The following is a 24,060-nucleotide window of genomic DNA, read 5'->3' on the forward strand; positions in this document are numbered from 1 at the left end:
GTGCCAAGGTGCGAGAGACGTGGCAACAATCTCCGTCAAAGAGATTGTCAGCTCAGCCGGTCGATCGCCTCCAGGCTGAGCGAGCCGGGGATGATCATGACAGGGACGGGCAGCGCGCCGGCATCGGTACCGGAAAAATGCGCCACCAGCGTGCCGGGTGCGCCGCTGGCCGCCGCGCCCAGCACCAGCGCGGCGATTTCGGGATTACCCGCGATCATCTCGCGGATGACCTTGGGGCCCTCGCCTTCGCGCACGGTGATCGAGGGGCGCAGGCCCGATTCCTCGAACAGCGTGCCGGCCGCACCCTGCACCAGCGCCTCGGCATGGTGGCGGGCCTCCTCCTCGATCGTGGCCTGGACGCCGCCAAAGGCGATGAACTCCTGCGGGGGAAGCAGGGTGAGGATCTCGACGCCGCCGTTCGTCTTCACCGCACGGCGCGCGGCAAAGCGCAGCGCGATTTCCGCCTCGGGCGTATCGTCCACCACGACCAGATAGATGCGCATGCCATTCCCCTTGTTTGGCCTGTGGATGGCGCCTTCACCCTTTTCGCGCAAGGCCGTGACTTGACCCTGACGGCTTGGGGCGCGAGAGACGGGGCCGCTACGGAATTCGTTTTCCCCGAGAGGACCTCCATGTCGATCGAGATCAAGATGCCTGCTTTGTCCCCGACGATGGAGGAAGGCACGCTGGCCAAATGGCTCGTCAAGGAAGGCGATACGGTGAAGTCCGGCGATATCATGGCCGAGATCGAGACCGACAAGGCCACGATGGAGTTCGAGGCGGTCGATGAGGGTGTGATCGCCAAGATCCTGGTCGCCGAGGGCACCGACAATGTGAAGGTCGGCGCGGTGATCGCCATCCTGGCCGAGGAAGGCGAGGATGCAGCGTCCGTCGAGGCGCCGAAAAAGGCCGAAACGCCAGAGCCTACCGATGCCGAGTTCAAGGGCCGCCCCGACCCCAGCGATCCCAACAAGACGGGCAGCGAGGCCAAACCGGTCGAGCGCACCAAGGAAGAGGCCGAGGATCATGGCCGCCCCGCCGATGCCGGCGCCGCCAAGCCCGCATCCGGTGGTGCTTCGTCGTCGGGCGACCGGGTGAAGGCCAGCCCGCTGGCCCGCCGCATCGCCGCCGACAAGGGGCTGGAACTGTCGGCGATCGCCGGCTCGGGTCCGAACGGCCGGATCGTGAAGGCCGATGTCGAGGGTGCAAAGCCCGGTGCGCAGACCAAGAGCGCCCCGTCGGCGTCGGCACCCGCCGCCGCGCCCGCAGCCGAAGCGCCGGCGGCCGCACCCAAGCCTGCGCAGATCCCGGACATCCCGCATGAGGCGACCAAGCTGTCGAACATGCGCAAGACGATCGCCCGCCGCCTGACTGAGTCGAAGCAGCAGGTGCCGCACATCTACCTGACGGTGGACATCCGCCTGGACAAGCTGCTGCGCTTGCGTGGCGAGCTGAACGCCAGCCTGGAATCGCGCGGCGTCAAGCTGTCGGTCAACGACATGCTGGTAAAGGCGCTGGGCGTGTCGCTGATGGCGGTGCCGAAGTGCAACGTCATGTTCACGCCGGACCAGCTCATCACCTTCCACCGCGCCGACATCTCGGTCGCGGTGTCGACGCCCGCCGGCCTGATCACCCCGATCGTGACCGAGGCGGACACCCGCTCGCTGTCGTCCATCTCGACCAAGATGAAGGATCTGGCCGGGCGCGCGCGCGACAACAAGCTGAAGCCGGAGGAATTCCAGGGCGGCACTGCGTCGATCTCGAACATGGGCATGTTCGGCATCAAGCAGTTCGAGGCGGTCATCAATCCGCCGCAGGGCATGATCCTGGCGATCGGTGCGGGCGAGAAGCGCCCCTATATCATCGACGGCGAACTGGGCGTGGCGAGCGTGATGTCGGCCACCGGCAGCTTCGACCACCGCGCGATCGACGGCGCGGATGGCGCGGAGTTGATGAAGGTGTTCAAGGAGCTGGTCGAGAACCCGCTCGGCATGCTCGCCTGACGCCTGAACGATGCGTAGCGCGATCGAATTGTTCTACATCGTTGCCGGCCTGGTCGTGGCACTGGCCATGACCTGGGCCGGCGCCTGGGCCTATCCGCTGGGTCGCGAGGTGATCTGGTGGTGCGGCGCGGCGGCGATGGTGGCGACGATCGCGATGGGCATCGGCCCGCTGCGCCGTGCCCGCGCGATCGATCGCGGGGTGCGGGCATGAGCAGCCTGCCGGGCGTCCTGCCCGATGGTGCGCCGACGATCCGCGTCACCGCGATGCCGGCCGACGCCAACCCTTATGGCGATATCTTCGGCGGCTGGCTGATGGGCCAGATGGACCTGGCCGCAGGCTCGGTCGCGTCGCGCCATTCGGGCGGCCGCGCCGTCACGGTCGCGGCGGAGGGCATGAAGTTCCACCGCCCGGTGATCGTCGGCGACGAGGTGTCGGTCTATGCCACGCTGGTGGCGACGGGCTCCACCTCGATGACGATCGACGTCGAGGCGTGGCGCCGCAGCCGGCACAAGGAAGAAGCCTTCATGGTGACGCAGGCGCGCTTCGTCTTCGTCGCAATGGGCGAGGATCGCCAGCCGCGGCGCGTGCCGCCGATGGCCGCCTGATAGAATAGGGCGGGCGCGAGCCCGCCGCCATCTGCATCCGCTCGGGGGGCCGAGCGATCATAAGGAAGATCAACGTGGCTGACACTTACGACCTTATCGTCCTCGGCTCCGGTCCGGGCGGCTATGTTGCGGCGATCCGGGCCGCGCAGCTCGGGCTCAAGGTCGCGATCGTCGAGCGCGAGCGGCTGGGCGGCATCTGCCTCAACTGGGGTTGTATCCCGACCAAGGCGCTGCTCCGTTCGGCCGAAGTCTATCACTACATGACGCACGCCGCGCAGTACGGCCTGTCCGCGGAGAAGCCTTCGTTCGACCTGAGCAAGGTGGTAGACCGCAGCCGCAAGGTCGCGGGCCAGCTCAATGCCGGCGTCAAGGGCCTGATGAAGAAGAACAAGGTGACGGTGCACGAGGGCGTCGGCACGCTGACGGGGAAGGGCAAGCTTTCCGTCCGCCAGGGCGACAAGACCGTCGAACTGGAAGCGAAGCACATCATCGTCGCCACCGGCGCGCGCGCCCGCGACCTGCCCTTTGCCAAGGCGGACGGCAAGCGCGTCTGGACCTATCGCCATGCGATGGTGCCGGAAGAAATGCCGACCAAGCTGCTGGTCATCGGATCGGGCGCGATCGGCATCGAGTTCGCCAGCTTCTACAACGACATGGGCGCGGACGTGACGGTCGTGGAAATGATGGACCGCATCCTGCCCGTCGAGGATGCCGAAGTCAGCGAGTTCATGGCCAAGCAACTGACCAAGTTCGGCATGACGCTGAAGATCAAGGCCGGGCTGGAAAAGCTGGAAGCGACCGGATCGGGCGTCAAGGCGTCGATCAAGACCGCGGACGGCAAGGTCGAGACGACCGAGTTCAGCCATGCGATCGTCGCGATCGGCATCGTGCCAAACACGGAGAATATCGGCCTGGAGACGCTGGGCGTGAAGACCGAGCGGGGGCATATCGATACCGACGGCTATGGCCGCACGAACGTCGACGGCATCTGGGCGATCGGCGACGTGACCGGCGCACCGTGGCTGGCGCACAAGGCGAGCCATGAGGGCGTGATCGCGGCCGAGGCGATCGCGCAGGCGCTGGGCAACAAGGACGTGCACCCGCATGCGATGGACAAGGGCAACATCCCGGGCTGCACCTATTCGCGCCCGCAGGTGGCCAGCGTCGGCCTGACCGAAGCCAAGGCCAAGGAAGCGGGCTACAGCGTGAAGGTGGGCAAGTTCCCCTTCATCGGCAACGGCAAGGCGATCGCGCTGGGCGAGGCGGAAGGTTTCGTGAAGACCGTGTTCGACGCCAAGACCGGCGAATTGCTGGGTGCGCACATGGTGGGCGCGGAAGTGACCGAGATGATCCAGGGCTATGTCGTCGCCCGCCAGCTGGAGACGACCGAGGCGGAGTTGATGGAAACGGTGTTCGCGCACCCGACCATCTCCGAATCGATGCACGAATCGGTCCTGTCCGCCTATGGGCGGGCCATCCACATCTAAGCCGGCGCACATGCAGCGGCGGGGGCGGGAAGCGTCGTGCTTTCCGCCCCTTTTTTGTGTGCGGGGCGCTGTTCCGGGCGCGGTCTTTCTGCAATCCTTCCTTTTTCCACCGTGTTTTCCCTCCTTTCTTGTCGGAGCCCCGATGCGACTAGCGATCCTTGCCGCGCTTTTTCTTGCCACGCCGGCGACGGCGGAGACGGTGGTGGTCACCGCGGCGCGGATGCTGGATGTGGAGCGTGGGCGCGTGACGACGAAGCCGGTCATCACCATCACCGATGGGCGGATCACCGCGATCGGCGGCGTGGTGCCGGCGGATGCGAAGCGGATCGATCTGGGCGACGTGACGATCCTGCCCGGCCTGATCGACATGCATGTCCATCTGGATGCCGATGCGCGGATCAGCGGATATCGCCGCCTTGAATATACCGACAGCTTCTGGGCCGCGGTGGGGGTGGCAAATGCGAAGTCGATGCTGGAGGCGGGCTTTACCACGGTGCGCAATGTCGGCGCGGAGAATTACAACGATGTCGGCCTGAAACAGGCGATCGAGCGCGGCTATGTGCCGGGGCCGCGGATCGTGCCGTCGGGCTATGCGCTGGGGGCCACGGGCGGGCATTGCGACGGGACGGAGAGCCTGCCGCCCAGTTTTCAGGACGTGCCCAATCCGGCGGTGGCGGACGGGCCCGATGCCTATCGCCGGCTGGTGCGGGTGATGCGCAAATACGGGGCGGAGGCGATCAAGATCTGTGCCACGGGCGGCGTGCTGTCCAAGCGCGATGCGCCGGGTGCGCAGCAGATGAGCCTGGACGAAATGAAGGCGGTGGCGGACGAGGCGCACATGCTGGGCATGAAGGTCGCCGCGCATGCGCATGGCACCGCCGGCATCAACGACGCGCTGCGCGCCGGGATCGATACGATCGAGCATGCCAGCCTGGCCGATGCGGAGTCCTTCCGACTGGCCAAGGAGAAGGGCGCCTGGTTCTCGATGGATATCTATGACGACGATTATATCCTGGCCGAGGGCGCGAAGAACGGCGTGCATGAGGAAAGCCTCGCCAAGGAGCGCGCGATCGGACGCAAGCAGCGCGAGACGTTTCGCAATGCGCACCGTGCGGGCGTGAAGATGATCTTCGGCACCGACAATGGCGCGGTCTTTCCGGCGGGGCAGAACGCGCTGCAATTCGCCAAGATGGTGGAATGGGGGATGACCCCGATCGAGGCGATCCGCGCCGCCACCACCAACGCCGCCGCCGCCCTGGCGCGTGACGACGTGGGTGCGATCGCGGTCGGGCGCTGGGGCGATCTGGTGGCGGTGGCCGGCGATCCGCTGGCCGATGTGCGGGTGCTGGAACGGCCGGTCGCGGTGATCAAGGGGGGTGTGCGCGCGAAATGAGGATGTTGCTGACCATGCTGGGGCCGGTGATCGGGCTGGTCGCGCTGACCTTCGTGATGACGTTCGTGCTGCTGGGCGCACGGCTGCGCCACATGAAGGCGACGCCGCCGCGCCGGGAGGATTTCGCCAGCGGCGAGGCGGCAACCCGCTATTTCGCCGCGGTCGCGCTGCCGGCGGACAATCTGCGCAATCTGTTCGAGATGCCGGTGCTGTTCTACGCGCTGGTGCCGCTGCTGCTGATCACCGGGCAGGGCGGCGTCGCGCAGGTATTGCTGGGGTGGATCTATGTCGTGCTGCGTGCGCTGCACAGCCATGCGCATGTCACGGGTTCGACCATCCGGCGCTTCCGCCTGTTCCTGATGTCGGTGGCGGTATTGCTGGCGATGTGGATCGGCTTTGCGATCGACGTGATGCTGTCGCAACCCTGATCGCGACCTCGGCGTTTTCCCATCGTCAAAGGAGTTTGATGATGGCGGACGATCACGAGACGATCTGGAAGGATTTCGGCGAAGCGGTGAACATGACGCCCGCCGAGCTGGAGAAGTTTCTGGATACCGACGAGTCGAAGGAGGTCGGCTGGAAGGGCGAGGATGGCGACGGCGCGGGCGAGAGCGTCGGCCACAAGTCGGGCAAGCGGATCGTGGAGATCAAGCGCAAGAAGAAGGCCGATCTGACCGACGACGATTATGCGCACATGAAGAAGGTGGTCGGTTATGTGCACCGCCACCTGAAACAGGGTGGCCCGGCGGACGACAAGGAACACTCACCGTGGCGCTATTCGCTGATGAACTGGGGGCACGATCCGCTGAAGGGGTAGGGCCGTAACCCCTCCCCCGCAGGGGAGGGGAGCAGATAAGGATCAGGCGGCGACGTCGTAGGGCTTGATCTCGCCGGCCAGATAAAGGTTGCGAGCCTTGGCGCGGCTGAGCTTGCCCGAGGAGGTGCGGGGCAGGGTGCGAGGCGGGATCAGTTCGATCACGCAGTTCATGCCGGTAACCGCACGGACGCGCTCGCGAATTTCCTCGCGCAGGCGCAGGCGCTCGGCTTCGTCGGAACTGCGGCACTGGACGAGGACGGCGGGCGTTTCCTCGCCGCCGGGCGTGGTGATCGCAAAGGCGGCGATGTCGCCGGCCTTGAAGCCAGGCAGTTGCTCCACCGCCCATTCGATGTCCTGCGGCCAGTGATTGCGGCCGTTGACGATGATCATGTCCTTGGCGCGGCCGACAATGTAGATATAGCCGTTGGACATATAGCCCATGTCGCCGGTGTCGAGCCAGCCATCGACCATGCAGGCCGCGGTCGCCTCCGGATCACGGAAATAGCCTACCATCACGGACGGGCCCGAACACCAGACCTTGCCGATCGCGCCCTCGGGAAGCGGCGTGCCGTCTTCCTCGCGGATCTCGACCTTCATATCGCGCACCGGCTTGCCGCAATTGACGATGGCACGGAAACGCTGCGGACGGCGCTCGTCATTGGCGGCGCCGGAAAGCTGCGTTTCCTCGACCAGTTCGACGCGGATGCCCTCGCCCGGCGGCATGATCGAGACGGCCAGCGTCGCCTCGGCCAGACCGTAGGAGGGCAGGAAGGCGGTGGCGGGGAAGCCGGCATCGGCAAAGGCATCGACGAAGCTCTGCATCACGTCCGGCCGGATCATGTCCGCGCCGTTGCCGGCAAGGCGCCAGCGCGACAGGTCGAAGCGGTCGGCGGCCTTGGTCTGGCTGGACATGCGGCGGGCGCAGATGTCGTAGCCGAAGGTCGGCGAATAGCTGATCGAAGTGCCGGTGTTGCGGGTGATGAGGTCGAGCCAGGCGAGCGGGCGGCGGGCGAAATCCTCGGTCTTCAGATAATCGGTCGAAACCTGGTTGGCGACCGGCGACAGGAAACAGCCGACCAGCCCCATGTCGTGATACCAGGGCAGCCAAGAGATGCAGCGATCGGTGCCGATCAGCGCCATGCCGTGTGCATGGGCGGCGAGGTTGTTGAGCAGCGCCCGGTGGGTGATCGCCACACCGTGCGGGAAGCGGGTCGAGCCGCTGGAATATTGCAGATAGGCGATCGCCTCCGCATCCGCGCTGGGCAGCGGCGCGTCGGGCGCGGGACGGGTGGCGAATTCGGACCAGTCGATTCCCTCGACCCCGGCGAGCGCAGCGGCTTCGCCCGCCATCGGTGCCAGCTCGGGCGGATAGATCAGCATCCGCGGATCGCAGGAGGAAAGCTGGACGCGGAGTTGTTCGATATAAGAGCCACGGCCGCCGAACGAGGTGGGCAGGGGCAGCGGCACCGGCCACGCACCGGCATAGACCACACCGAAGAACAGGGCGGCGAACTCGGCACCCGTCTCGGCGACGATCGCGATCCGATCCTCGGGCCTGATCCCGGCGGCGATCAGCCGGCGGGCATAGTCCAGCGCATCCAGGCGGAGCTGGGCAAAGGGATAGGGACGCAGCAGCGTACCGCGCGCGTCGTGGAAATTAAGGCCGCGGTTACCCTCGGCCGCGTAATCCAGTGCCTCGCCCAGCGTTTCGAAGTCGGCGAAACGGCGCGGCAGCGCATCCTCGGTCGGCGTCGCGACGGGCGCGCCGGCGTCGTCCTGATGGTGCTGGTTGCTCATGTCCCTTGCCTTCGTTCCTTGCTGCGCCCGCCTGATTGCAGGTCTGTGCGACCGCTTCGATGGCGGCTTTGCACGTTCTCATTCCTGCGTCACTGTGGCACAAACAAGGCGTGTCTGCCGAGCGCCGCCCGCCAAAGCCTTTGGATAATGCTGCATTGGAGCGGCTGGCGCTGCGTTATGTGGAGCGATTTGCGACGACGCGGGGGAAGCTGATCGCGTATCTGCGGCGCAAGGTGCGCGAGCGGGGGTGGGCGGGGGAGCCTGGGGATGCGGCGGCACTGGCGGATCGGATGGTGGATCTGGGATATGTGAACGACCGGTTGTTCGCGGAGGCGCGGGTGGGGGCGCTGGGGCGGCGCGGGCTGGGGGCGAGGCGGGTGGCGGGGGCGCTGCGCGAGGCGCATGTCGACGAAGCGGACAGCGAGGCGCTCGCTCCGGTGATCGAGGGGCAGGCGATGGCGGCGGCGCTGACCTTTGCCCGGCGCAAGCGGATCGGGCCCTATGGCCGCGGCGAGGCGGACCGGGACGTGCAGCAGAAGCAACTGGCAGCGATGCTGCGCGCCGGGCACGATTTCGCGCTTTCCCGCAGGATCGTTGCGTGCGCACCCGGCGATGTCCCTGAAGAGGACGCTTGAGGCCACTGAAATGCGGCTTTTCGTTGCGGCTGCGAAGAAGCATGCTAGCACAGCACCTCAGGGGTGCGATTATGCTTGGTGAAACGCCGCAGGAGCAACACGCCACAGCCGATGGGACGACAGGGGACGTCGTCCGGTTGGCCGGGGTGATCAAATGGTTCGACGTGACCCGCGGCTTCGGCTTCGCGGTGGCGGACGACAGCGCAATCGGCGACGTGCTGGTGCACTTTTCCGTTCTGCAGCCGCACGGCCGGCGCAGCCTGCCCGAAGGGGCGCGCGTCGAGGCGCTGGCGGTGGAGCGCGGGCGCGGATTCCAGGCGCGCGAGATCCTGACGATCGACCTGTCGGGTGCGGTGGAAGAGCCGGCACCCAAGGTGGCGCGCACGCAGGGCGACCGGATCGATCCGGTCGCGCTGGTGGACAGCGCCGGGCCGTTCGAGCCGGTGGTCGTGAAATGGTTCAACCGCCTGAAAGGCTATGGCTTCCTGGTGCGGGGCAGCGACGGACGCGACGTGTTCGTCCATATGGAGACGCTGCGCCGGGGCGGGATCGCGGCGGTGGAGCCGGACGAGCCGCTGCGCGCGCGCATCGTCGACGGTCGAAAAGGGCCGCTGGCGGTGGTCGTCGAGGGCGATGCCATGGGGACGGCGGCTTGATCCGGTGTCTGGCCCTCCCGGTGGCGCTGGTGCTGGCCGGTTGCTCGGCCGGGGGCGGCGACCGGGACGGTTCCGGCACGGCGCAGGCGGCGGCGAAGACGATCCCCGTCACCGTCCATTCCGCAAGCGGCGAGCATCGTTTCCAGGTCGAGCCGGCGCGCACGGTGGCGGAACAGGCGCAAGGGCTGATGTACCGCACCGACCTGACCCCGGATGGCGGAATGCTGTTCGCGCCCTATCCCCCGGATGGCGGCCCCCCGCGCGAGACGAGCTTCTGGATGAAGAACACGCCGACCCCGCTGGACATCCTGTATATCCGCGCCGACGGCACGATCGCGCGCATCGCGGAGAACACCACGCCGTTTTCGGAGGCGCAGATCCCGTCCGGCGAGCCGGTGACCGCGGTGCTGGAACTGGTCGGTGGCCGATCGGCCGAGCTGGGCATCGCCGAGGGCGACCGGGTGACGTGGCCGCGTTGATCGCGGTTGAAGGCACGCCCCGCACGGGCTAAGCGCTGTTTCATTATGGGCATCAACCTCAACCCCTTCACCTGGTGGAACGGCGCCACCGTCGGCACCTGGTTCGGCCTGCGCGGCAAGACCAGTGTCGGCGAGGATGCGCTGGGCAACGTCTATTATCAGGGTGGCACCGACACCGCAGGCCGCCCGCGGCGCTGGGTGATCTATAGCGGTTCCAACGACGCCAGCCGGGTCCCGCCCGACTGGTTCAGCTGGCTGCACCATCAGGTGGACGACGTGCCCGACCGTTCGCTGCCCGAGCCGCGTCGCTGGGAAAAGCCGGCGGCGGCGAACCTGACCGGCACGGCGATGGCCTATCGCCCGGCCGGCGCGCTGGAGAAGGGTGGCCGCCGTGCCCCCGCGACCGGCGACTACGAAGCCTGGACGCCCGAGGGGTGAAGACGCGCTGGCTCGCCGGCGGCGTGCTGGCGGCGGCGCTGGGGGTCGGTGGCTGGCTGGGATACCAGGCCTGGACCGGTCCGTCCGCGCAGCCCCAAGCGGCCGATCCGTCGGTCAGCCAGCTCGTGCCCGACCGGCCGGGCGCGCCCGGCATCGAAACGGTCGATCCCGAAGCGGGAACGCTGCCCCAGGGCGGCACCCCGATGGCGGAGCGCGTCGCGGTGGTCGGCCTGCTGAACAAGCGGAACGGCGAATCGCGCGACCTGAAGCTGAGGCCCGGCCAGGCGGTGCGCGTCGGCGACGCGATCGTGCGCCTGCGCGCCTGCGAGCGCACCGCATCGTGGGAGCAGGAGCAGTTGACCGGCGCCTTCGTGCAACTGGACGTGCGCGGCACCGACCGGCACTGGCGCCGCGCCTTTTCAGGCTGGCTCTACAAGGAACGGCCACAGCTGAACGTGGTGCCGCACCCGATCTACGACGTGTGGACCAAGAGCTGCGCGATGTCCTGGCCCGAGACCGGCCCGGATACGGTGTCGTCGGCGGCACCCGCGCCGCGATCCAGCGCGAAGAAGTCGCCCGCGGCGGACACCCCGGCCGAGGAGGCGCCGGCATCGATCACCCCGGCCAATGCATCGGACAGCAGCGCCATATAACGGGCGCGGCTGACCTCCACCGCGCCCATCGAGGCGAGGTGGGGCGTCTGGAACTGGCAATCGAGCAGGGTGAAGCCGCCGCGGCGCAACCGGGCGATCAGCCAGGCGAGCGCGACCTTTGACGCATCGGTGCGGCGGCTGACCATGCTTTCGCCGAAAAAGGCGCGCCCCAAGGCCAGGCCGTAAAGGCCGCCGACCAGCTCGTCGCCAACCCAGCATTCGACCGAATGGGCGAACCCCATCGCATGCAGGCGCCCGAACGCCTGTTCGATGCCGGTGTTGATCCAGGTTTCGGGGCGGTCCGCGGCGCTTTCGGCGCACAGGCGGATCATCGCGTCGAAGGCCAGGTCGCAGGTGACGCGAAACCGGTCGGCCGCCACCACCTTGCGCAGCGAACGGGACAGGCGGAACCCGTCCAGCGGCATGATCGCGCGCTTGCGCGGCTCCACCCAATAGACGCTGTCGGCATCGCGGCGGTCCGCCATCGGAAAGACGCCGACCGCATAGGCACCGAGCACAAGCTGGGGATCGAGCCGTTCCATCAGCCTTTGGCGATACGGCGCTCGACCTCGCGCCACAAGGCGGCGTAGCCCTGTGCGGCGGCACTGCGCGGGGCGAATCGGCCGACGGCGGCGCGATGCTCGCCCATCGCCTCCACCACGCTCGCCATCGGGATCGCCGGCCACTCCGGCTGTGCCGCCACCGCATCGGCATGGAGACGGCGGCGGCGATCGACCATGACATGGACCGGCAGAAGCGGCACCCGGCCGCGGACATGGCCGTCCACCACCTCCAGCGCGCGCTGGGCGAGGGCGGAGGGCACTACTGGCACGACCACCAGATCGGCGGCGCGCAGCACCTGCTCGGTGGTTTCGGTCAGCCCCGGCGGGCAATCGAGAATGATGCGGTCATAATCGCCAAGGCCGTCAAGCAGCTTGCCCAGCCGGTTCTTCTTGGACAGGTCATGGAACAGCTGGTCGAGCAGGCGCAGCGAAGCATCGGCACCGATCAGGTCTAGTTGGGGCGTGTCGGTGGTGCGGATCAGCTTGGCGGGAGCGATGTCGCGCGAAAAGATCGCCTGGGCGCGGTCCCCCTTGGCCGGTCCGCCGAGCAGCCAGGTCGCCGCGGCCTGGGGATCGAGATCCCACAACAAGGTCCGCCGCCCCTGGCTGGCCGCGCACCAGGCAAGGTTGGCCGCCATGCTGGTCTTTCCCACTCCGCCCTTCAGGCTGTAGATCGCGATCGTCTTCACAAGGCCCCCTGACGCCCGTGCCCCGCCGGTTTCGGCAAAGAAAAAGGTCGGCGGAAGCTATCTCCCGCCGACCTCACATGGATCAAGCTGTTTCGTGACCGCGATCAGACGTGGCAGGTCTGCGCGGGCTTATCCGGGGTGGTCAGGGTGATGTTCTTCTCGTCACCCGTCAGCTTCCAGCCGCCATCGGCGGTCAGCGGCTGGCCGGCCTCCGGAGCGGTCAGGCGGACCGGGGTCTCGCCCTCCTTCAGCCGGACATTGGCCAGCTTGTCGCCCTCAAAGAAGGTGACGAAGGCGAGGCTGTTGTCCTTGCAACGGAAGGTCTTGTCCGCCTTGATCGCCGGCGGCAGCTCGACGGGGGCGCGATTGGCGAGGGTGGTCGCCATGGGATCGGGATTGGCATCCACGACTTCGGGTTGAGCGGGCTGCGAGTTGCATGCGGCAAGCGCGAGCAGCGAGGCAGCGGCGACGGAGAGGGGAAGGAGGCTCTTCATAGCGGTCCGCTGCTTCGCGCATGCAACATGGTTACGTCAAGATGGCAGACGCTTTCCGATGGGTGCAAAGCGGCTTAGCATGGTGCCCGGAGAGCGGATCATGGTTGAGCGAATCGGCAGCTACGCAGCCTTCTGGCCCTATTATCTGCGCGAGCATCGCCGGCCCGCGACACGGGCGCTGCATTATGCGGGCACCGCGCTGACCCTGCTGTGCCTGGCCGCGGCGATCGCGATCGGGGGATGGTGGTGGCTGGCGGTGCCGGCCGCGGGCTATGGCTTCGCATGGGCCGCCCATGCCCTGGTGGAGCGGAACCGGCCGGCGACGTTTCGCCACCCCTGGTGGTCGCTGGTCAGTGATTTTCGTATGTTCTTCCTGTGGATGACCGGGCGGCTGGGCCAGCATCTGGCGCGGGCGGGCTTTGCCGGCGAATAGTATCGCTCGCTTGCCGGGCGGGGTTCGAGGCGCCATCTATCGCGCCATGCATATCATTCCCGACACTCTGGCGCTCATCGGCAACACCCCGCTCGTGCGGTTGAAGGGGCCGAGCGAGGAAACCGGGTGCGACATTTTCGGCAAGTGCGAGTTCGCCAATCCCGGTGCCAGCGTGAAGGACCGCGCGGCGCTGTTCATCGTCGAGGATGCCGAGGCACGCGGTGCGCTGCGTCCCGGCGGCACGATCGTGGAGGGCACCGCGGGCAATACCGGCATCGGGCTGGCGCTGGTGGCGAATGCCAAGGGCTATCGCACGATCATCGTGATGCCCGAGACGCAGAGCCGGGAGAAGATGGACACGCTGCGCGCGCTGGGCGCCGAGCTGGTGCTGGTGCCGGCCGCACCCTATTCCAGCCCGTGCCACTTCGTGCACACCTCGCGCCGGATCGCCGAGGAAACCGAAAATGCGGTGTGGGCGAACCAGTTCGACAATATCGCCAATCGCCGGGCGCACATCGTCGGCACCGCTGAGGAGATCTGGGCGCAGATGGAGGGCCGAATCGACGGCTTCACCTGTGCGGTGGGGACGGGGGGAACGCTGGCGGGCGTCGGCCTGGGCCTGAAGGCGCGGGACGAGGGGGTGTGCATCGCCCTGAGCGATCCGCATGGCGCGGCGCTCTACGATTATTATGCGCATGGCGAGTTGAAGGCGGAAGGATCGTCCGTCGCGGAGGGCATCGGGCAGGGGCGGATCACCGCCAATCTGGAGGGTGCGCCCGTCGATACGCAGTTCCGAATCGCCGATGGCGAGGGCTGGCACTGGGTGCGCCGCCTGCTCGACGAGGAAGGGCTGTGCCTGGGCCTGTCGTCGGGTATCAACGTCGCAGGCGCCGTGGCGCTGGCGCGGCAGCTGGGGCCGGGCAAGCGCATTGCCACGATTCTGTGCGATACCGGCTTTCGCTATCTGTCGACGCTGCACGATCCGGCATGGCGCGCTGCCAAAGGGCTTTAAGGAAGGGCGCGATCCTGCTGCATCGAGCCAAGAATCGACAGGACCGCGATGATGCGTTAGTCTTGTCCGACCAGATGAAGTCTCCCGATCCCCATCAAGCGATGCAGCGCGTCAAGGTCGGCATGATCGGCCTGGCAGCCGTCGTGCTGCTGATCGCCCTTGCCAGCACGATCCTGGCCTCGCTCAGCCGCGACCAGCCGGCGGGCGTCGCGGCGCAGCCCGATATCGCGGCCAATGTCGCGGCGGGGAACGAGACGGCGCTGCCCAACGAACCGCTGGCCGAACTGGGCATCTCCCCCAGCGTGAACGCGCAGGTTGCCGTCGACGATCGTTGATACGGTCGACCAGATCCGCGCCGATGACCGGCGGGCCATAGGAATTTCCGAACAGCGGGACGCGGCGGGAAAACCCGGGATCCGCGTGCGAAACCCGCGCGCCAGCGTCGTTTTCGGCGGCCGTGACCGGTTCGCCATGTGGCGCATTCCCCGAATTGCCAGCTGATCCCAGCCCATTTTAAGGGCGTTTCCCCGGCCATCCCCAAAAATCCCGTTGCTTCCCCGGCATGCGCATAGTAAATCCAAATCAACAGAGGGGCAGGCTCACTGTTGGCTATTTCAACGCGTCGAAAAGCGGTTTTCGACATGGTGAGGCCGTGCGCGCCAGTGCGAGGTTCGCGTGTCCGAAAGGGGTTTGTATCAGGGAAGCGGTATCGGACTTGTCGATGACAAGGGCCGGGTCGCGATTCCGAACGCCCTGCGCTCCACCCTGGCCCAGAATGCGCCGCGCCCCGACGGCAAGGATGGCGGCACCATCATCATCGCCGTTCACGAAACCGAGCGCTGCCTGATCGCCTATGACCCCGCCTATGTCGCCGTGCTCAAGAAGGAGCTGGACGCGCGGACCGAGTTGTCGCGCGGCGCGGATGGCCGCATCGACTATAACATCAAGCGTGATCTGGCGAACGGCGAATCGGTGCCGTTCGACGGGTCCGGGCGCTTCATCATGCCGGGCTTTCCCCGCTTCCACGCCGGCATAAAGGGTCATGCCTTTTTCTGGGGCACGTTCGACTATATCGAAATCTGGGACCCCAGGACGCTGGTCGATACGCCGGGCCTGCCGGCCAAGATGATCTCCGCCGCGCAGTATCACTGCATGGAAAAGGGGATCGCGTTGTGACCGCGATGGCGCATGATGCCGCGCACATCCCCGTCCTGCTCGATGAGGTCCTCGACGCGCTCGCCATCCTGCCCGGCGAGACGCATGTCGACGGCACGTTCGGGGCGGGCGGCTATACCCGCGCGATGCTGGGGCGCGGCGCGGTGGTGATCGCGTTCGACCGCGATCCCGATGCGATCGCGGGGGGCCAGTCGCTTGCGGCGGCCGAGCCGGGGCTGACGCTGGTCCATGCCGACTTCTCCGGCATGGAGGCGGCGCTCGCTGCACCGGTCGACGGCGTGGTGATGGATATCGGCGTCTCGTCGATGCAGCTGGATCAGGCCGAGCGCGGCTTCTCGTTCCAGGCGGACGGGCCGCTCGACATGCGCATGGCGCGGAGCGGGCTGTCGGCGGCGGATTTCCTGAACACGGCCGACGAAGACCAGATCGCCGACATCCTGTACCAATATGGCGACGAGCCCAAGTCGCGGCGGGTGGCGCGTGCGATCGTCGCGGCCCGGCCGCTGACGCGCACCGGTGAACTGGCCGCGGTGGTGCGCCGCGCGCTGGGCCATCGCCCGCACGAGAAGAAGGATCCGGCGACGCGCGCCTTTCAGGCGATCCGCATCCATATCAACCGCGAGCTGGACGAACTGGCCGAGGGGCTGGCGGCGGCCGAGCGCGCGCTGAAGCCGGGCGGGCGGCTGGCGGTAGTGACCTTTCACAGCCTGGAGGACCGCATGGTGAAGCGGTTCCTGCGCGAACGATCGGGCGCGATGCCGGGCGGGTCACGCCACCTGCCAGCGCAGGTTCAGGCAAAAGCGCCCAGTTTCGAGATGGTTGGAAAAGCGATCCGCGCGAGCGAGGCCGAGCTGGCCCGCAATCCACGCGCACGATCGGCGACCTTGCGGGCGGCGCGGCGGACGGCCGCGCCGGCATGGGGCAGTTGGGGGACACGGGAGTTGGGCGAATGACGGCGGCGTATCGGTTGAAAGGTCTGGGATGGTTCGGCAGCTGCGTGGCAGTGGTGCTGGGCTTCTACCTGGTGTCGCTGCAGGTCGCGGCCGAGCGCAAGAAGCTGGATGACGTCAACACGCGCATCCGCAATGCCGAGTGCGACATCCGCGCGCTGGAGACCGAGTTCGACACGCGCGCGAACCTCGTTCAGTTGGAGAAGTGGAACGGCGACACGCTGGCGCTGACCGCACCGGTGGCGGGCCAGTTCGTGGCCGACGAGGTCGCACTCGCCTCGCTGGACGTGACGCGCGGCCAGGCCGGCGGCGCGATCCAGACCGCCGCCCTGCTCGTCCCCTCGCTGCCCGCACCGCCTGCCGTCCTGCCCGCCGCCCCCGCGACCGTCATCGTGCAGCCCGCCGCCCCATCCGCCGCCAAGCCCGCCGCCCGCGCCGCGATCGTCCAGATGGCATCGCTGCCCACGCCCAAGCCCCAGGTCGTGCGCGCGGCCGTCGCCAACACGATCGCACCCACCAAGGCGCGCGAGGTGGCCGTCGTGCGCAGCGCCGCCGCGGTCGCCAAGGTGCGGCCGCAGGCGGTGGCGATGCTGGACCGCAAGCTCCTGTCCGATACCACGCTGGGTGACATCCTGACCGGTGCCCGCGCCGAATCGAAGCGCCTGCGTTGAGCGTACTGGTCGCCCGACCCGATACGGCGCGTCGATCGCCGGGCCAGCGGCAGGCGCTGGTGGCGACGGCGCATACCCGGCTGATGATGCTGATGCTGCTGTTCGCCGCCGCGGTGCTGGTGGTGATCGGGCGGCTGGCGCTGCTGGCGATCTTCGAGGGGCCGGCGGACGCGGCGACGCGGATCGCGACGCTGGCGGCGCGAGGCGATATCGTCGATCGCAACGGCGCGCCGCTGGCCCGCACGATCGACGCCTGGACGATCGCGGTCCATCCCAAAAAGCTGATCGGCGATCCGATGGAGATCGCCGCCAAGCTGGCCGCACTGATGCCGGAACGGGGCGACCAGGCCTTTTTCTATGGCCTGCTGACCAAGGATGTCAGCTTCACCTATCTCCAGCGCCGTGCCAGCCCGGCACTGGTCGAGCAGGTGAACGCGATCGGCGAGCCGGCGATCGTTTTCGACCGCGAAACGCAGCGCCTGTATCCGCAATCGACCATGGCGGCACACGCGCTGGGCTTCCTGTCGACCGACGGGCACGGCATGAGCGGCATGGAACGCGTGCTGGACGAGCGGCTGACCAATCCGGCGACCAGCGGCAAGCCGGTGGCGCTGTCGATCGACACGCGCGTGCAGGCGGCGATGGAAAGCGAACTGGGCCGCGCGATGACGACCTTTTCGGCGCGCGCCGGCGGCGGCATCGTGCTGGACGTGGCGACGGGCGAGGTGATCGCGATGGTGTCGCTGCCGACGTTCAATCCCAACCGCGTCGGCATGGCGGGCAGCGAGGAGCTGCGCAACATCACGACGCAGAGCGTGTTCGAGCTGGGATCGACCTTCAAGCCGATCACCATGGCGACCGCGATGGACACCGGTGTCGTCACCTCGTTCGAGCGGCGCTTCGATGCGACGCATCCGCTGCATGTCGGCGGCTACACCATCCATGACGAGCGCGGCGATCCCAAGCGCTGGCTGAACATGGCGGAAACGCTGATTTATTCCTCCAACATCGCCACCGCGCGCGTCGCCGACGAGATCGGGCCGCAGCGGATGCAGGCGATGTTCCGCAAGCTGGGCTTCGACACCAAGCCCGATATCGAACTGCGCGAAAAGGGGCGGCCGTTGCTGCCGACCTATTGGGCGCGAACGACGACGATGACCACCGCCTATGGCCACGGCATCGCCGTCACGCCGCTGCACCTGGCCAATGCCTATGCCGCGCTGGTCAATGGTGGCATCTGGCGCCCGGCGACCCTGCTGAAGGTGCAGCCCGGCCATGTGCCGGTCGGACGCCGCGTCATCAGCGAGCAGACCAGCGCCCGGATGCGCCAGATGCTGCGCCTGATCGTGCAGCGCGGCACCGGTCGCAAGGGCGACGCGCCCGGTTACCGGGTGGGGGGCAAGACTGGCACGGCGGAGGCGGCTGTGGCAGGCGGCTATGATCGGTCGCGCAACGTGGCGACCTTTGCCGCGGCATTTCCGATGGATGCGCCGCGCTACGTCGTGCTGGCGATGCTCGATTCGCCGCTCGGCACGAAGGAGACCTCTGGATGGAAGACCGCAGCGTGGAACGCGGCCCCGGTTGTCGGGCGGACCATATCGCGCATCGGCGCGATGTTGGGCGTGGTGCCCGACGAGACGCGCGACGTGGACGTGTCGGATATCACGCCGACCTTGTGGGACGATCCCAGCCGTCGGCCGGCGGCCGGGCATTGAGCATGGTGCGATGAAGCTGGGACAACTGACCGGCGGTAGCGAGACGGACGTCGTCACCGGCTTTGCGATCGATCATCGCAAGGTGGCGCCGGGAACGATCTTTGGCGCATTTCAGGGCGCGCGGGTGAATGGCGAGGATTTCATCGCCGATGCGGTGCGCGCCGGCGCGGTCGCGGTGGTCGCGCGGCGCGGCGTCACGGTCGAGGGTGCGGTGCATGTCGCCGACGACGAGCCGCGGGCCGCCTTTGCCCGGCTGGCCGCGCGGTTCTTTGCGCCGTTCCCGTCCACCAACGTCGCGGTGACCGGCACCAACGGCAAGACCTCCACCGTCGAGATGACGCGCCAGTTGTGGCGGATGGCGGGCGAACATGCCGCCTCGATCGGAACACTGGGCGTGACGACGGCGGACGAGCGGGTGCATACCGGGCTGACCACGCCCGATGTGGTGACGTTTTTGTCGAACGTTGCCGGGCTGGCGCGTGAGGGTGTCACGCATCTGGCGTTCGAGGCGTCCAGCCATGGGCTGACGCAGTACCGGACCGAGGGGCTGACCGTGTCGGCGGCGGCGTTTACCAATCTCAGCCGCGATCATCTCGATTATCACGGCGACATGGGCGCCTATCTGACCGCCAAGATGCGGCTGTTCTCCGAGGTTCTCGACCCGGCCGGCACGGCGGTGGTGTGGGCCGACGATGTCGAGGCGGCGCGGGTGATCGATCTGGCGCGGGCGCGCGGCAACCGGCTGGTGACGGTCGGCACGCGCGGCAGCACGCTCAGGCTGGTCGAGCGGCATCCGACCTTGCTCGGCCAGGGGCTGGTGATCGAGGACGAGCACGGCGCCACCCACCGCGTGCAACTGCCCCTGATCGGGGGATATCAGGCGGCCAATGCGCTGGTGGCGGCGGGGCTGGTGATCGCGACCGGCGGCGATATCGGGCAGACGGTGGCCAATCTGGCGCGTTTGCAGCCAGTGCGCGGCCGGCTGGAGCGCGCCGCCATCGCGCGATCGGGGGCGCCGGTCTATGTCGATTATGCGCATACCCCCGACGCGATCGAGGCCGCGATCGCCGCGCTGAAGCCGCATGCGGGCGGGCGGCTGATCGCCGTAATCGGTGCGGGTGGGGACCGTGACCCGGGCAAGCGCGAGGCGATGGGGCAGGTGGCGGCGATGCAGGCGGATCGCGTGATCGTGACCGACGACAATCCCCGGACCGAGGACCCGGCCCAGATCCGTGCCGCGCTGATGCGCGGCGCACCGGGTGCGGCGGAGATCGGCGACCGGCGCGCGGCGATAGGTGCGGCGATCCGCGAGGCGGGGTCGGAGGATATCGTACTGATCACCGGCAAGGGACATGAGCAGGGGCAGATCGTCGGTGACATGGTGCTGCCGTTCGATGACGTAACGGTCGCGCGGGAGTGCGCGGCAGCATGAGCGGCACGCCAAAGACGCCGGCGGGCGCGCCCGAAGGCCGGGCCGATGCCAAGCCCGCACGCCCGAAGCTGGGTCTGAAATATGGCGGCGGGGCAGGGTCGCAGCCTGCGCCCCCGCCGGGGAATGCGCCGTGACCGTGTGGACCTCCACCGATATCGCCGCGGCCACCGGCGGCACCGCGTCCGCCCCCTTCGAGACGGTGGGCGTCGCCTTCGACAGCCGTGAGGTCGGCCCCGGCGACCTGTTCGTCGCGATGAAGGGTGAGGCGACCGACGGGCACCATTTCCTGACCCAGGCCTTTGCGCAAGGGGCGGCCGGTGCGATCGTGTCGGAGCCGACCGATCACCCGCATGTGCGCGTCCGGGACAGTTTCGACGCATTGCAGGATCTGGGCCGCGCCGCCCGTGCGCGCAGCGAGGCGGCCATCATCGGCGTCACCGGATCGGTCGGCAAGACGAGCGCCAAGGAGGCGCTGTTCGCGGCGCTCGACCGCGGCTGGCGGGGCCGGGTGCACCGGTCGGTCAAGAGCTACAACAATCACACCGGCGTGCCACTGAGCCTTGCGCGGATGCCGCAGGGGATGCGCGCGGGCGTGTTCGAGATGGGGATGAACCATGCCGGCGAACTGGCCGCGCTGACCCGGATCGTCCGCCCGCATATCGCCATCGTCACCGCCATCGCGCCCGCACACACCGCCTTCTTCTCCGGCGAGGAGGCGATTGCGGACGCGAAGGGAGAGATCTTCCAGGGGCTGGAGCCGGGCGGCGTCGCCATCGTGCCCCATGACAGTCCGCACCGCGACCGGCTGATCGTGGCGGCGCAGCCTCATGCGGCGCGGATCGTCACCTTCGGCTTCGACAAGGGCGCCGATGTGCGGGCGATCGAAAGCATGCGGGCGGCCACCGGCGGCAGCTTCGTCACCGCGCGGGTGGGGGAGCGCGAGTTGAGCTTCACCCTGTCGCAGCCCGGCGCACATTGGGTGTCGAACGCGCTGGCGGTGCTGGCCGCGGTCGACGCGGCGGGTGGCGACCTGGGGCAGGCCGGGCTGGCGCTGGCCGAACTGGGCGGGCTGGCGGGGCGCGGGGCGCGGTTCATCGCACCGTTGGCGGACGGCCAGACCGCCCTCGTCATCGATGAAAGCTACAACGCCAATCCCGCGTCGATGCGTGCCACGCTGGCCGTGCTGGCGCATGAGCCGGGCCGTCATGTCGCGGTGCTGGGCGAGATGCGCGAACTGGGTGACGCGTCCGACGATTACCATGCGGCACTGGCCGAACCGATCCTTGCCGCGCGCGTCGAAATGGCGCTGCTCGTCGGCGAAGCGATGGCCCCGCTCGGCAGGGCGCTTGAGGGCCGGGTCGATTTCGTCCATGTGGCCGACGCACGCGCGGCCCAGGCGGTGCTGGCGGACAGGCTGGCACCGGGTGACGCGGTGCTCGTCAAGGGATCGAACGGGGTGGGGCTGTCGCGCGTCGTGGCGGCCCTGCGGGGCGGGACGTAACGCATGTTGTATTGGATCGCGGAGCAACTCGGGTTTCCCGGGGTCCTGAACCTTATTCGCTACCAGACCTTTCGGACTGGGGCCGCAGTGGCGACCGCGCTGCTGATCGGGCTGCTGATCGGGCCGAAGTTCATCGGCTGGCTGCGCGTTCGGCAGGGCAAGGGCCAGCCGATCCGTGCCGATGGCCCGCAGACGCACCTCGCCAAACGCGGCACGCCGACGATGGGCGGGCTGATGATCCTGACCAGCATGGCGCTGGCCGTGTTCATCTGGATGGACCCGCGCAGCCCCTATGTCTGGGCATGCCTGTTCGTGACGCTGGGTTTCGGCTCGATTGGGTTCCTGGACGATTACGACAAGGTGCGCAAAGCCTCGACTGCGGGCGTGTCCGGGCGGACGCGGCTGATCCTGGAATTCCTGATCGCCGGCATCGCGGCGTGGATCATCATGGGACAGAACGGGCCGCACCTTTATCTGCCCTTCACGCAGCGCATGTATCTAGACCTGAGCTACGCTTATCCGCTGTTCGCGGCGTTCACGATCGTGGCGTTCGGCAATGCGGTGAACCTGACCGACGGACTGGACGGGCTGGCGACGATGCCGGTCATCATCGCATCGATGGCGTTCACCGTGATCGTCTATCTGGCCGGCAACGCGCGGTTCGCCGCCTATCTGGGCATCCCGCACGTTCCGCTGGTGGGCGAGCTGGCGATCTTTACCGGCGCGGTGATCGGCGCCGGGCTGGCGTTTCTGTGGTTCAATGCGCCGCCGGCGGCGGTGTTCATGGGCGATACCGGCAGCCTGGCACTGGGCGGCGCGCTGGGCACGATCGCGGTGTCGGCGCATCACGAGATCGTGCTGGGCATCATCGGCGGGCTGTTCGTGGTGGAGGCGCTGTCGGTGATCGTGCAGGTCTTCTTCTACAAGCGCACCGGCCGGCGCGTGTTCAAGATGGCGCCGATCCATCATCATTTCGAACAACTCGGCTGGTCGGAGCCGACGGTGGTGATCCGGTTCTGGATCATCGCCTTCGTGCTGGCGCTGGCCGGTCTTTCGACGTTGAAGTTGCGGTGATCGTCGCACGCGCCTGGGCGGGCAAGCGGTTCGCGGTGCTGGGGCTGGCGCGCTCGGGCGCGGCGACGGTGCACGCGCTGCTGGCCGGCGGGGCGGAGGTTGTTGCCTGGGATAGCGATGCCGCGAAGCGGAGTGACCTTGCTCTCTCTCCCCACCGGGGTGAGGGGCAGCCAAGCGGGGCTGCGTCTGGGGCAGCCCCTCACCCTCCCGTCGCTGGTGCGACGGGCCCCTCCCTCCCCCCGGCGGGGAGAGGGGGTATGCGTATTGAACCTATTGCAGACCTGACCGGCTTCGACGCATTGGTCGTATCCCCGGGCGTGCCGCTCAATACGCATCCATTGGCGGCGGCGGCGCGGGAAGCGGGCGTTCTCGTTATCGGGGATATCGAACTCTTCGCGCAGGCGCGCGTCGATCTGCCGCCGCACAAGGTGGTCGGCATTACCGGCACCAACGGCAAGTCGACCACGACGGCGCTGATCCACCACATTCTCGACACCGCCGGAGTGCCGGCGCGGATGGGGGGCAATATCGGCCTGCCGATCCTCGCGCAGGAGCCGTTGCCGGCGGGTGGCGTGTACGTGTTGGAACTGTCCAGCTATCAGATCGACCTGACGCAGAGCCTGGGCTGCGATGTCGCGGTGTTGCTGAACGTCACGCCCGATCACCTCGACCGCTATGACGGGTTCGATGCCTATGCGGCGTCCAAGGCGCGGCTGTTTGCGATGCAGTCGGCGGGGCAGGTGGCGATCGTCGGGACGGGCGATGCGGCGTCGGCCGGGATCGCGGCCAAGGTGCCGACGGAGCGTCTGACGGTCATTCCGTCGGACGTGGCGATGGACCAGTCGCGCTGGCCCTCGCTGAAGGGATCGCACAATGCGCAGAACGCCTTTGCCGCCATCGCCGCGGCGCGCGCGCTCGGCGTGGGTGAGGAGGCAATCGCGGCGGGACTGGCCAGCTTCCAGGGGCTGGCGCACCGGATGGAGCGCGTGGCCGAGCGCGGCGGCGTCGTCTTCGTGAACGACTCCAAGGCGACCAATCCGGAATCCGCCGCCCCTGCGCTGGGCGCCTTTGCCCGTATCCACTGGATCGTCGGCGGCAAGCGCAAGGGCGACGATCTCGACCCTTGCGCGCCCTATTTCGGCAATGTCGTGGCGGCCTATACGATCGGCGAGGCGGCGCCGCTGTTCTTTGATCTGTTGCAGGGTCGGGTGCCGGTGGTGGAGCAGGCGGTGACGCTGGAGCGGGCGGTGGCGCAGGCCGCGGCGGCGGCGCGGGCAGGGGATGTCGTGCTGTTGTCGCCTGCCTGTGCTAGTTTCGATCAGTTCCGCGATTTCGAGGCACGTGGTGCGGCGTTCCGGGCGGCAGTGGAGGCGCTATCGTGACCGA

General features: G+C 68.0%; 28 protein-coding genes and 1 pseudogene. 24 read left to right on the forward strand and 5 right to left on the reverse strand.

Annotated elements, in window-relative coordinates; all coding sequences use genetic code 11:
* Positions 1-47 precede the first annotated feature (47 nt).
* Positions 48-503, reverse strand: a complete 456-nt coding sequence (locus GQR91_RS09715) for a universal stress protein (RefSeq protein ID WP_112383419.1) — start codon at positions 501-503, stop codon at positions 48-50.
* Positions 504-632: 129 nt separating this feature from the next.
* On the opposite strand from GQR91_RS09715, the gene GQR91_RS09720 reads away from it, so the two are divergent.
* The 7 genes from GQR91_RS09720 to GQR91_RS09750 all read left to right on the forward strand — a co-directional run bounded on the left by GQR91_RS09720 (position 633) and on the right by GQR91_RS09750 (position 6,306).
* A complete protein-coding gene (locus GQR91_RS09720) occupies positions 633-2,003 on the forward strand; it encodes a pyruvate dehydrogenase complex dihydrolipoamide acetyltransferase (protein WP_149681897.1) in 1,371 nt (456 codons plus the stop codon).
* A 10-nt stretch (positions 2,004-2,013) separates the two neighbouring features.
* Complete coding sequence (locus tag GQR91_RS09725; protein WP_149681896.1) at positions 2,014-2,214, forward strand: hypothetical protein; 201 nt, start codon at positions 2,014-2,016, stop codon at positions 2,212-2,214.
* A complete protein-coding gene (locus GQR91_RS09730) occupies positions 2,211-2,609 on the forward strand; it encodes an acyl-CoA thioesterase (protein WP_149681895.1) in 399 nt (132 codons plus the stop codon). Before GQR91_RS09725 ends, GQR91_RS09730 begins: the two co-directional genes overlap by 4 nt.
* A 74-nt stretch (positions 2,610-2,683) precedes the next feature.
* A complete protein-coding gene (lpdA, locus tag GQR91_RS09735; protein ID WP_149681894.1) occupies positions 2,684-4,096 on the forward strand; it encodes a dihydrolipoyl dehydrogenase in 1,413 nt (470 codons plus the stop codon).
* 142 nt (positions 4,097-4,238) lie between these two features.
* Entirely contained in the window at positions 4,239-5,489 is a 1,251-nt protein-coding gene (locus tag GQR91_RS09740; protein ID WP_149681893.1) for a Xaa-Pro dipeptidase, read from the forward strand.
* Positions 5,486-5,917 (forward strand): MAPEG family protein, encoded by a 432-nt coding sequence (locus tag GQR91_RS09745; protein WP_149681892.1) that lies wholly within the window; start codon positions 5,486-5,488, stop codon positions 5,915-5,917. Before GQR91_RS09740 ends, GQR91_RS09745 begins: the two co-directional genes overlap by 4 nt.
* Positions 5,918-5,955: 38 nt before the next feature.
* Positions 5,956-6,306: a DUF3140 domain-containing protein gene (locus GQR91_RS09750; RefSeq protein ID WP_112383426.1), complete on the forward strand. Its 351-nt coding sequence runs from the start codon at positions 5,956-5,958 to the stop codon at positions 6,304-6,306.
* Positions 6,307-6,348: 42 nt separating this feature from the next.
* On the opposite strand, the gene GQR91_RS09755 is transcribed toward GQR91_RS09750, so the two are convergent.
* Positions 6,349-8,103: a fatty acyl-AMP ligase gene (locus tag GQR91_RS09755; RefSeq protein WP_112383427.1), complete on the reverse strand. Its 1,755-nt coding sequence runs from the start codon at positions 8,101-8,103 to the stop codon at positions 6,349-6,351.
* A 59-nt stretch (positions 8,104-8,162) separates the two neighbouring features.
* On the opposite strand from GQR91_RS09755, the gene GQR91_RS09760 reads away from it, so the two are divergent.
* From GQR91_RS09760 to GQR91_RS09780, 5 genes and pseudogenes are all read left to right on the forward strand, one after another.
* Positions 8,163-8,738: a regulatory protein RecX gene (locus GQR91_RS09760; RefSeq protein WP_149681891.1), complete on the forward strand. Its 576-nt coding sequence runs from the start codon at positions 8,163-8,165 to the stop codon at positions 8,736-8,738.
* 146 nt (positions 8,739-8,884) lie between these two features.
* On the forward strand, positions 8,885-9,394 hold the full coding sequence (locus tag GQR91_RS09765; protein WP_311732257.1) for a cold-shock protein: 510 nt from the start codon (positions 8,885-8,887) through the stop codon (positions 9,392-9,394).
* Positions 9,391-9,873 carry a DUF192 domain-containing protein gene (locus tag GQR91_RS09770; protein WP_149681889.1) on the forward strand — a complete coding sequence of 161 codons (483 nt, stop codon included), beginning with the start codon at positions 9,391-9,393 and terminating at the stop codon, positions 9,871-9,873. The genes GQR91_RS09765 and GQR91_RS09770 overlap by 4 nt, the downstream gene beginning before the upstream one ends.
* 45 nt (positions 9,874-9,918) lie before the next feature.
* Positions 9,919-10,311: an NADH:ubiquinone oxidoreductase subunit NDUFA12 gene (locus GQR91_RS09775; RefSeq protein ID WP_112383431.1), complete on the forward strand. Its 393-nt coding sequence runs from the start codon at positions 9,919-9,921 to the stop codon at positions 10,309-10,311.
* Between the two features lie 203 nt (positions 10,312-10,514).
* Positions 10,515-10,748, forward strand: a pseudogene (locus GQR91_RS09780) (DUF2155 domain-containing protein); the annotation flags it as partial.
* Between the two features lie 35 nt (positions 10,749-10,783).
* On the opposite strand, the gene aat reads toward GQR91_RS09780, so the two are convergent.
* The 3 genes from aat to GQR91_RS09795 all read right to left on the reverse strand — a co-directional run bounded on the left by aat (position 10,784) and on the right by GQR91_RS09795 (position 12,710).
* Positions 10,784-11,506, reverse strand: coding sequence for a leucyl/phenylalanyl-tRNA--protein transferase (aat, locus tag GQR91_RS09785; RefSeq protein ID WP_149681888.1), 723 nt, complete (start codon positions 11,504-11,506; stop codon positions 10,784-10,786).
* Positions 11,506-12,216: a ParA family protein gene (locus GQR91_RS09790; RefSeq protein WP_149681887.1), complete on the reverse strand. Its 711-nt coding sequence runs from the start codon at positions 12,214-12,216 to the stop codon at positions 11,506-11,508. The genes aat and GQR91_RS09790 overlap by 1 nt, the downstream gene beginning before the upstream one ends.
* A 104-nt stretch (positions 12,217-12,320) precedes the next feature.
* Entirely contained in the window at positions 12,321-12,710 is a 390-nt protein-coding gene (locus tag GQR91_RS09795; protein WP_112383434.1) for a hypothetical protein, read from the reverse strand.
* Positions 12,711-12,810: 100 nt separating this feature from the next.
* Between GQR91_RS09795 and GQR91_RS09800 the strand changes: the two genes are divergently transcribed.
* The 12 genes from GQR91_RS09800 (at position 12,811) to murD (ending at position 24,056) form a co-directional block, all read left to right on the forward strand.
* Complete coding sequence (locus tag GQR91_RS09800) at positions 12,811-13,143, forward strand: Mpo1-like protein (protein ID WP_149681886.1); 333 nt, start codon at positions 12,811-12,813, stop codon at positions 13,141-13,143.
* Between the two features lie 46 nt (positions 13,144-13,189).
* Positions 13,190-14,155: a cysteine synthase A gene (locus GQR91_RS09805; RefSeq protein WP_112383435.1), complete on the forward strand. Its 966-nt coding sequence runs from the start codon at positions 13,190-13,192 to the stop codon at positions 14,153-14,155.
* A 62-nt stretch (positions 14,156-14,217) separates the two neighbouring features.
* A complete protein-coding gene (locus GQR91_RS09810; RefSeq protein ID WP_249042534.1) occupies positions 14,218-14,490 on the forward strand; it encodes a hypothetical protein in 273 nt (90 codons plus the stop codon).
* Between the two features lie 340 nt (positions 14,491-14,830).
* Positions 14,831-15,331: a division/cell wall cluster transcriptional repressor MraZ gene (locus GQR91_RS09815; protein WP_149681884.1), complete on the forward strand. Its 501-nt coding sequence runs from the start codon at positions 14,831-14,833 to the stop codon at positions 15,329-15,331.
* Positions 15,332-15,336: 5 nt separating this feature from the next.
* Positions 15,337-16,284, forward strand: a complete 948-nt coding sequence (gene rsmH / locus GQR91_RS09820) for a 16S rRNA (cytosine(1402)-N(4))-methyltransferase RsmH (RefSeq protein ID WP_149682017.1) — start codon at positions 15,337-15,339, stop codon at positions 16,282-16,284.
* Positions 16,281-16,952, forward strand: a complete 672-nt coding sequence (locus tag GQR91_RS09825) for a hypothetical protein (protein WP_149681883.1) — start codon at positions 16,281-16,283, stop codon at positions 16,950-16,952. The genes rsmH and GQR91_RS09825 overlap by 4 nt, the downstream gene beginning before the upstream one ends.
* Complete coding sequence (locus tag GQR91_RS09830; protein ID WP_149681882.1) at positions 16,949-18,667, forward strand: peptidoglycan D,D-transpeptidase FtsI family protein; 1,719 nt, start codon at positions 16,949-16,951, stop codon at positions 18,665-18,667. Before GQR91_RS09825 ends, GQR91_RS09830 begins: the two co-directional genes overlap by 4 nt.
* A 10-nt stretch (positions 18,668-18,677) precedes the next feature.
* Entirely contained in the window at positions 18,678-20,099 is a 1,422-nt protein-coding gene (locus tag GQR91_RS09835; RefSeq protein WP_149681881.1) for a UDP-N-acetylmuramoyl-L-alanyl-D-glutamate--2,6-diaminopimelate ligase, read from the forward strand.
* A complete protein-coding gene (locus GQR91_RS09840; protein WP_160146752.1) occupies positions 20,096-20,233 on the forward strand; it encodes a hypothetical protein in 138 nt (45 codons plus the stop codon). Before GQR91_RS09835 ends, GQR91_RS09840 begins: the two co-directional genes overlap by 4 nt.
* On the forward strand, positions 20,230-21,600 hold the full coding sequence (locus GQR91_RS09845; RefSeq protein WP_149681880.1) for a UDP-N-acetylmuramoyl-tripeptide--D-alanyl-D-alanine ligase: 1,371 nt from the start codon (positions 20,230-20,232) through the stop codon (positions 21,598-21,600). The genes GQR91_RS09840 and GQR91_RS09845 overlap by 4 nt, the downstream gene beginning before the upstream one ends.
* A gap of 3 nt (positions 21,601-21,603) precedes the next feature.
* Entirely contained in the window at positions 21,604-22,674 is a 1,071-nt protein-coding gene (gene mraY / locus GQR91_RS09850; RefSeq protein WP_112383442.1) for a phospho-N-acetylmuramoyl-pentapeptide-transferase, read from the forward strand.
* Positions 22,671-24,056: a UDP-N-acetylmuramoyl-L-alanine--D-glutamate ligase gene (gene murD / locus GQR91_RS09855; RefSeq protein WP_149681879.1), complete on the forward strand. Its 1,386-nt coding sequence runs from the start codon at positions 22,671-22,673 to the stop codon at positions 24,054-24,056. Before mraY ends, murD begins: the two co-directional genes overlap by 4 nt.
* The last annotated feature ends 4 nt before the right edge of the window (positions 24,057-24,060 follow it).

This window comes from Sphingomonas carotinifaciens (assembly GCF_009789535.1).
Lineage (GTDB): Bacteria > Pseudomonadota > Alphaproteobacteria > Sphingomonadales > Sphingomonadaceae > Sphingomonas > Sphingomonas carotinifaciens.

Excerpts from the sequence above, each read along its gene's own strand:
- GQR91_RS09715 (WP_112383419.1), bottom strand. The coding sequence starts at position 503 with ATGCGCATCTATCTGGTCGTGGTGGACGATACGCCCGAGGCGGAAATC.
- GQR91_RS09720 (WP_149681897.1), top strand. The coding sequence starts at position 633 with ATGTCGATCGAGATCAAGATGCCTGCTTTGTCCCCGACGATGGAGGAA.
- GQR91_RS09725 (WP_149681896.1), top strand. The coding sequence starts at position 2,014 with ATGCGTAGCGCGATCGAATTGTTCTACATCGTTGCCGGCCTGGTCGTG.
- GQR91_RS09730 (WP_149681895.1), top strand. The coding sequence starts at position 2,211 with ATGAGCAGCCTGCCGGGCGTCCTGCCCGATGGTGCGCCGACGATCCGC.
- GQR91_RS09740 (WP_149681893.1), top strand. The coding sequence starts at position 4,239 with ATGCGACTAGCGATCCTTGCCGCGCTTTTTCTTGCCACGCCGGCGACG.
- GQR91_RS09745 (WP_149681892.1), top strand. The coding sequence starts at position 5,486 with ATGAGGATGTTGCTGACCATGCTGGGGCCGGTGATCGGGCTGGTCGCG.
- GQR91_RS09750 (WP_112383426.1), top strand. The coding sequence starts at position 5,956 with ATGATGGCGGACGATCACGAGACGATCTGGAAGGATTTCGGCGAAGCG.
- GQR91_RS09755 (WP_112383427.1), bottom strand. The coding sequence starts at position 8,103 with ATGAGCAACCAGCACCATCAGGACGACGCCGGCGCGCCCGTCGCGACG.
- GQR91_RS09760 (WP_149681891.1), top strand. The coding sequence starts at position 8,163 with ATGGCGGCTTTGCACGTTCTCATTCCTGCGTCACTGTGGCACAAACAA.
- GQR91_RS09775 (WP_112383431.1), top strand. The coding sequence starts at position 9,919 with ATGGGCATCAACCTCAACCCCTTCACCTGGTGGAACGGCGCCACCGTC.
- aat (WP_149681888.1), bottom strand. The coding sequence starts at position 11,506 with ATGGAACGGCTCGATCCCCAGCTTGTGCTCGGTGCCTATGCGGTCGGC.
- GQR91_RS09795 (WP_112383434.1), bottom strand. The coding sequence starts at position 12,710 with ATGAAGAGCCTCCTTCCCCTCTCCGTCGCCGCTGCCTCGCTGCTCGCG.
- GQR91_RS09800 (WP_149681886.1), top strand. The coding sequence starts at position 12,811 with ATGGTTGAGCGAATCGGCAGCTACGCAGCCTTCTGGCCCTATTATCTG.
- GQR91_RS09805 (WP_112383435.1), top strand. The coding sequence starts at position 13,190 with ATGCATATCATTCCCGACACTCTGGCGCTCATCGGCAACACCCCGCTC.
- rsmH (WP_149682017.1), top strand. The coding sequence starts at position 15,337 with ATGGCGCATGATGCCGCGCACATCCCCGTCCTGCTCGATGAGGTCCTC.
- GQR91_RS09825 (WP_149681883.1), top strand. The coding sequence starts at position 16,281 with ATGACGGCGGCGTATCGGTTGAAAGGTCTGGGATGGTTCGGCAGCTGC.
- GQR91_RS09835 (WP_149681881.1), top strand. The coding sequence starts at position 18,678 with ATGAAGCTGGGACAACTGACCGGCGGTAGCGAGACGGACGTCGTCACC.
- GQR91_RS09840 (WP_160146752.1), top strand. The coding sequence starts at position 20,096 with ATGAGCGGCACGCCAAAGACGCCGGCGGGCGCGCCCGAAGGCCGGGCC.
- mraY (WP_112383442.1), top strand. The coding sequence starts at position 21,604 with ATGTTGTATTGGATCGCGGAGCAACTCGGGTTTCCCGGGGTCCTGAAC.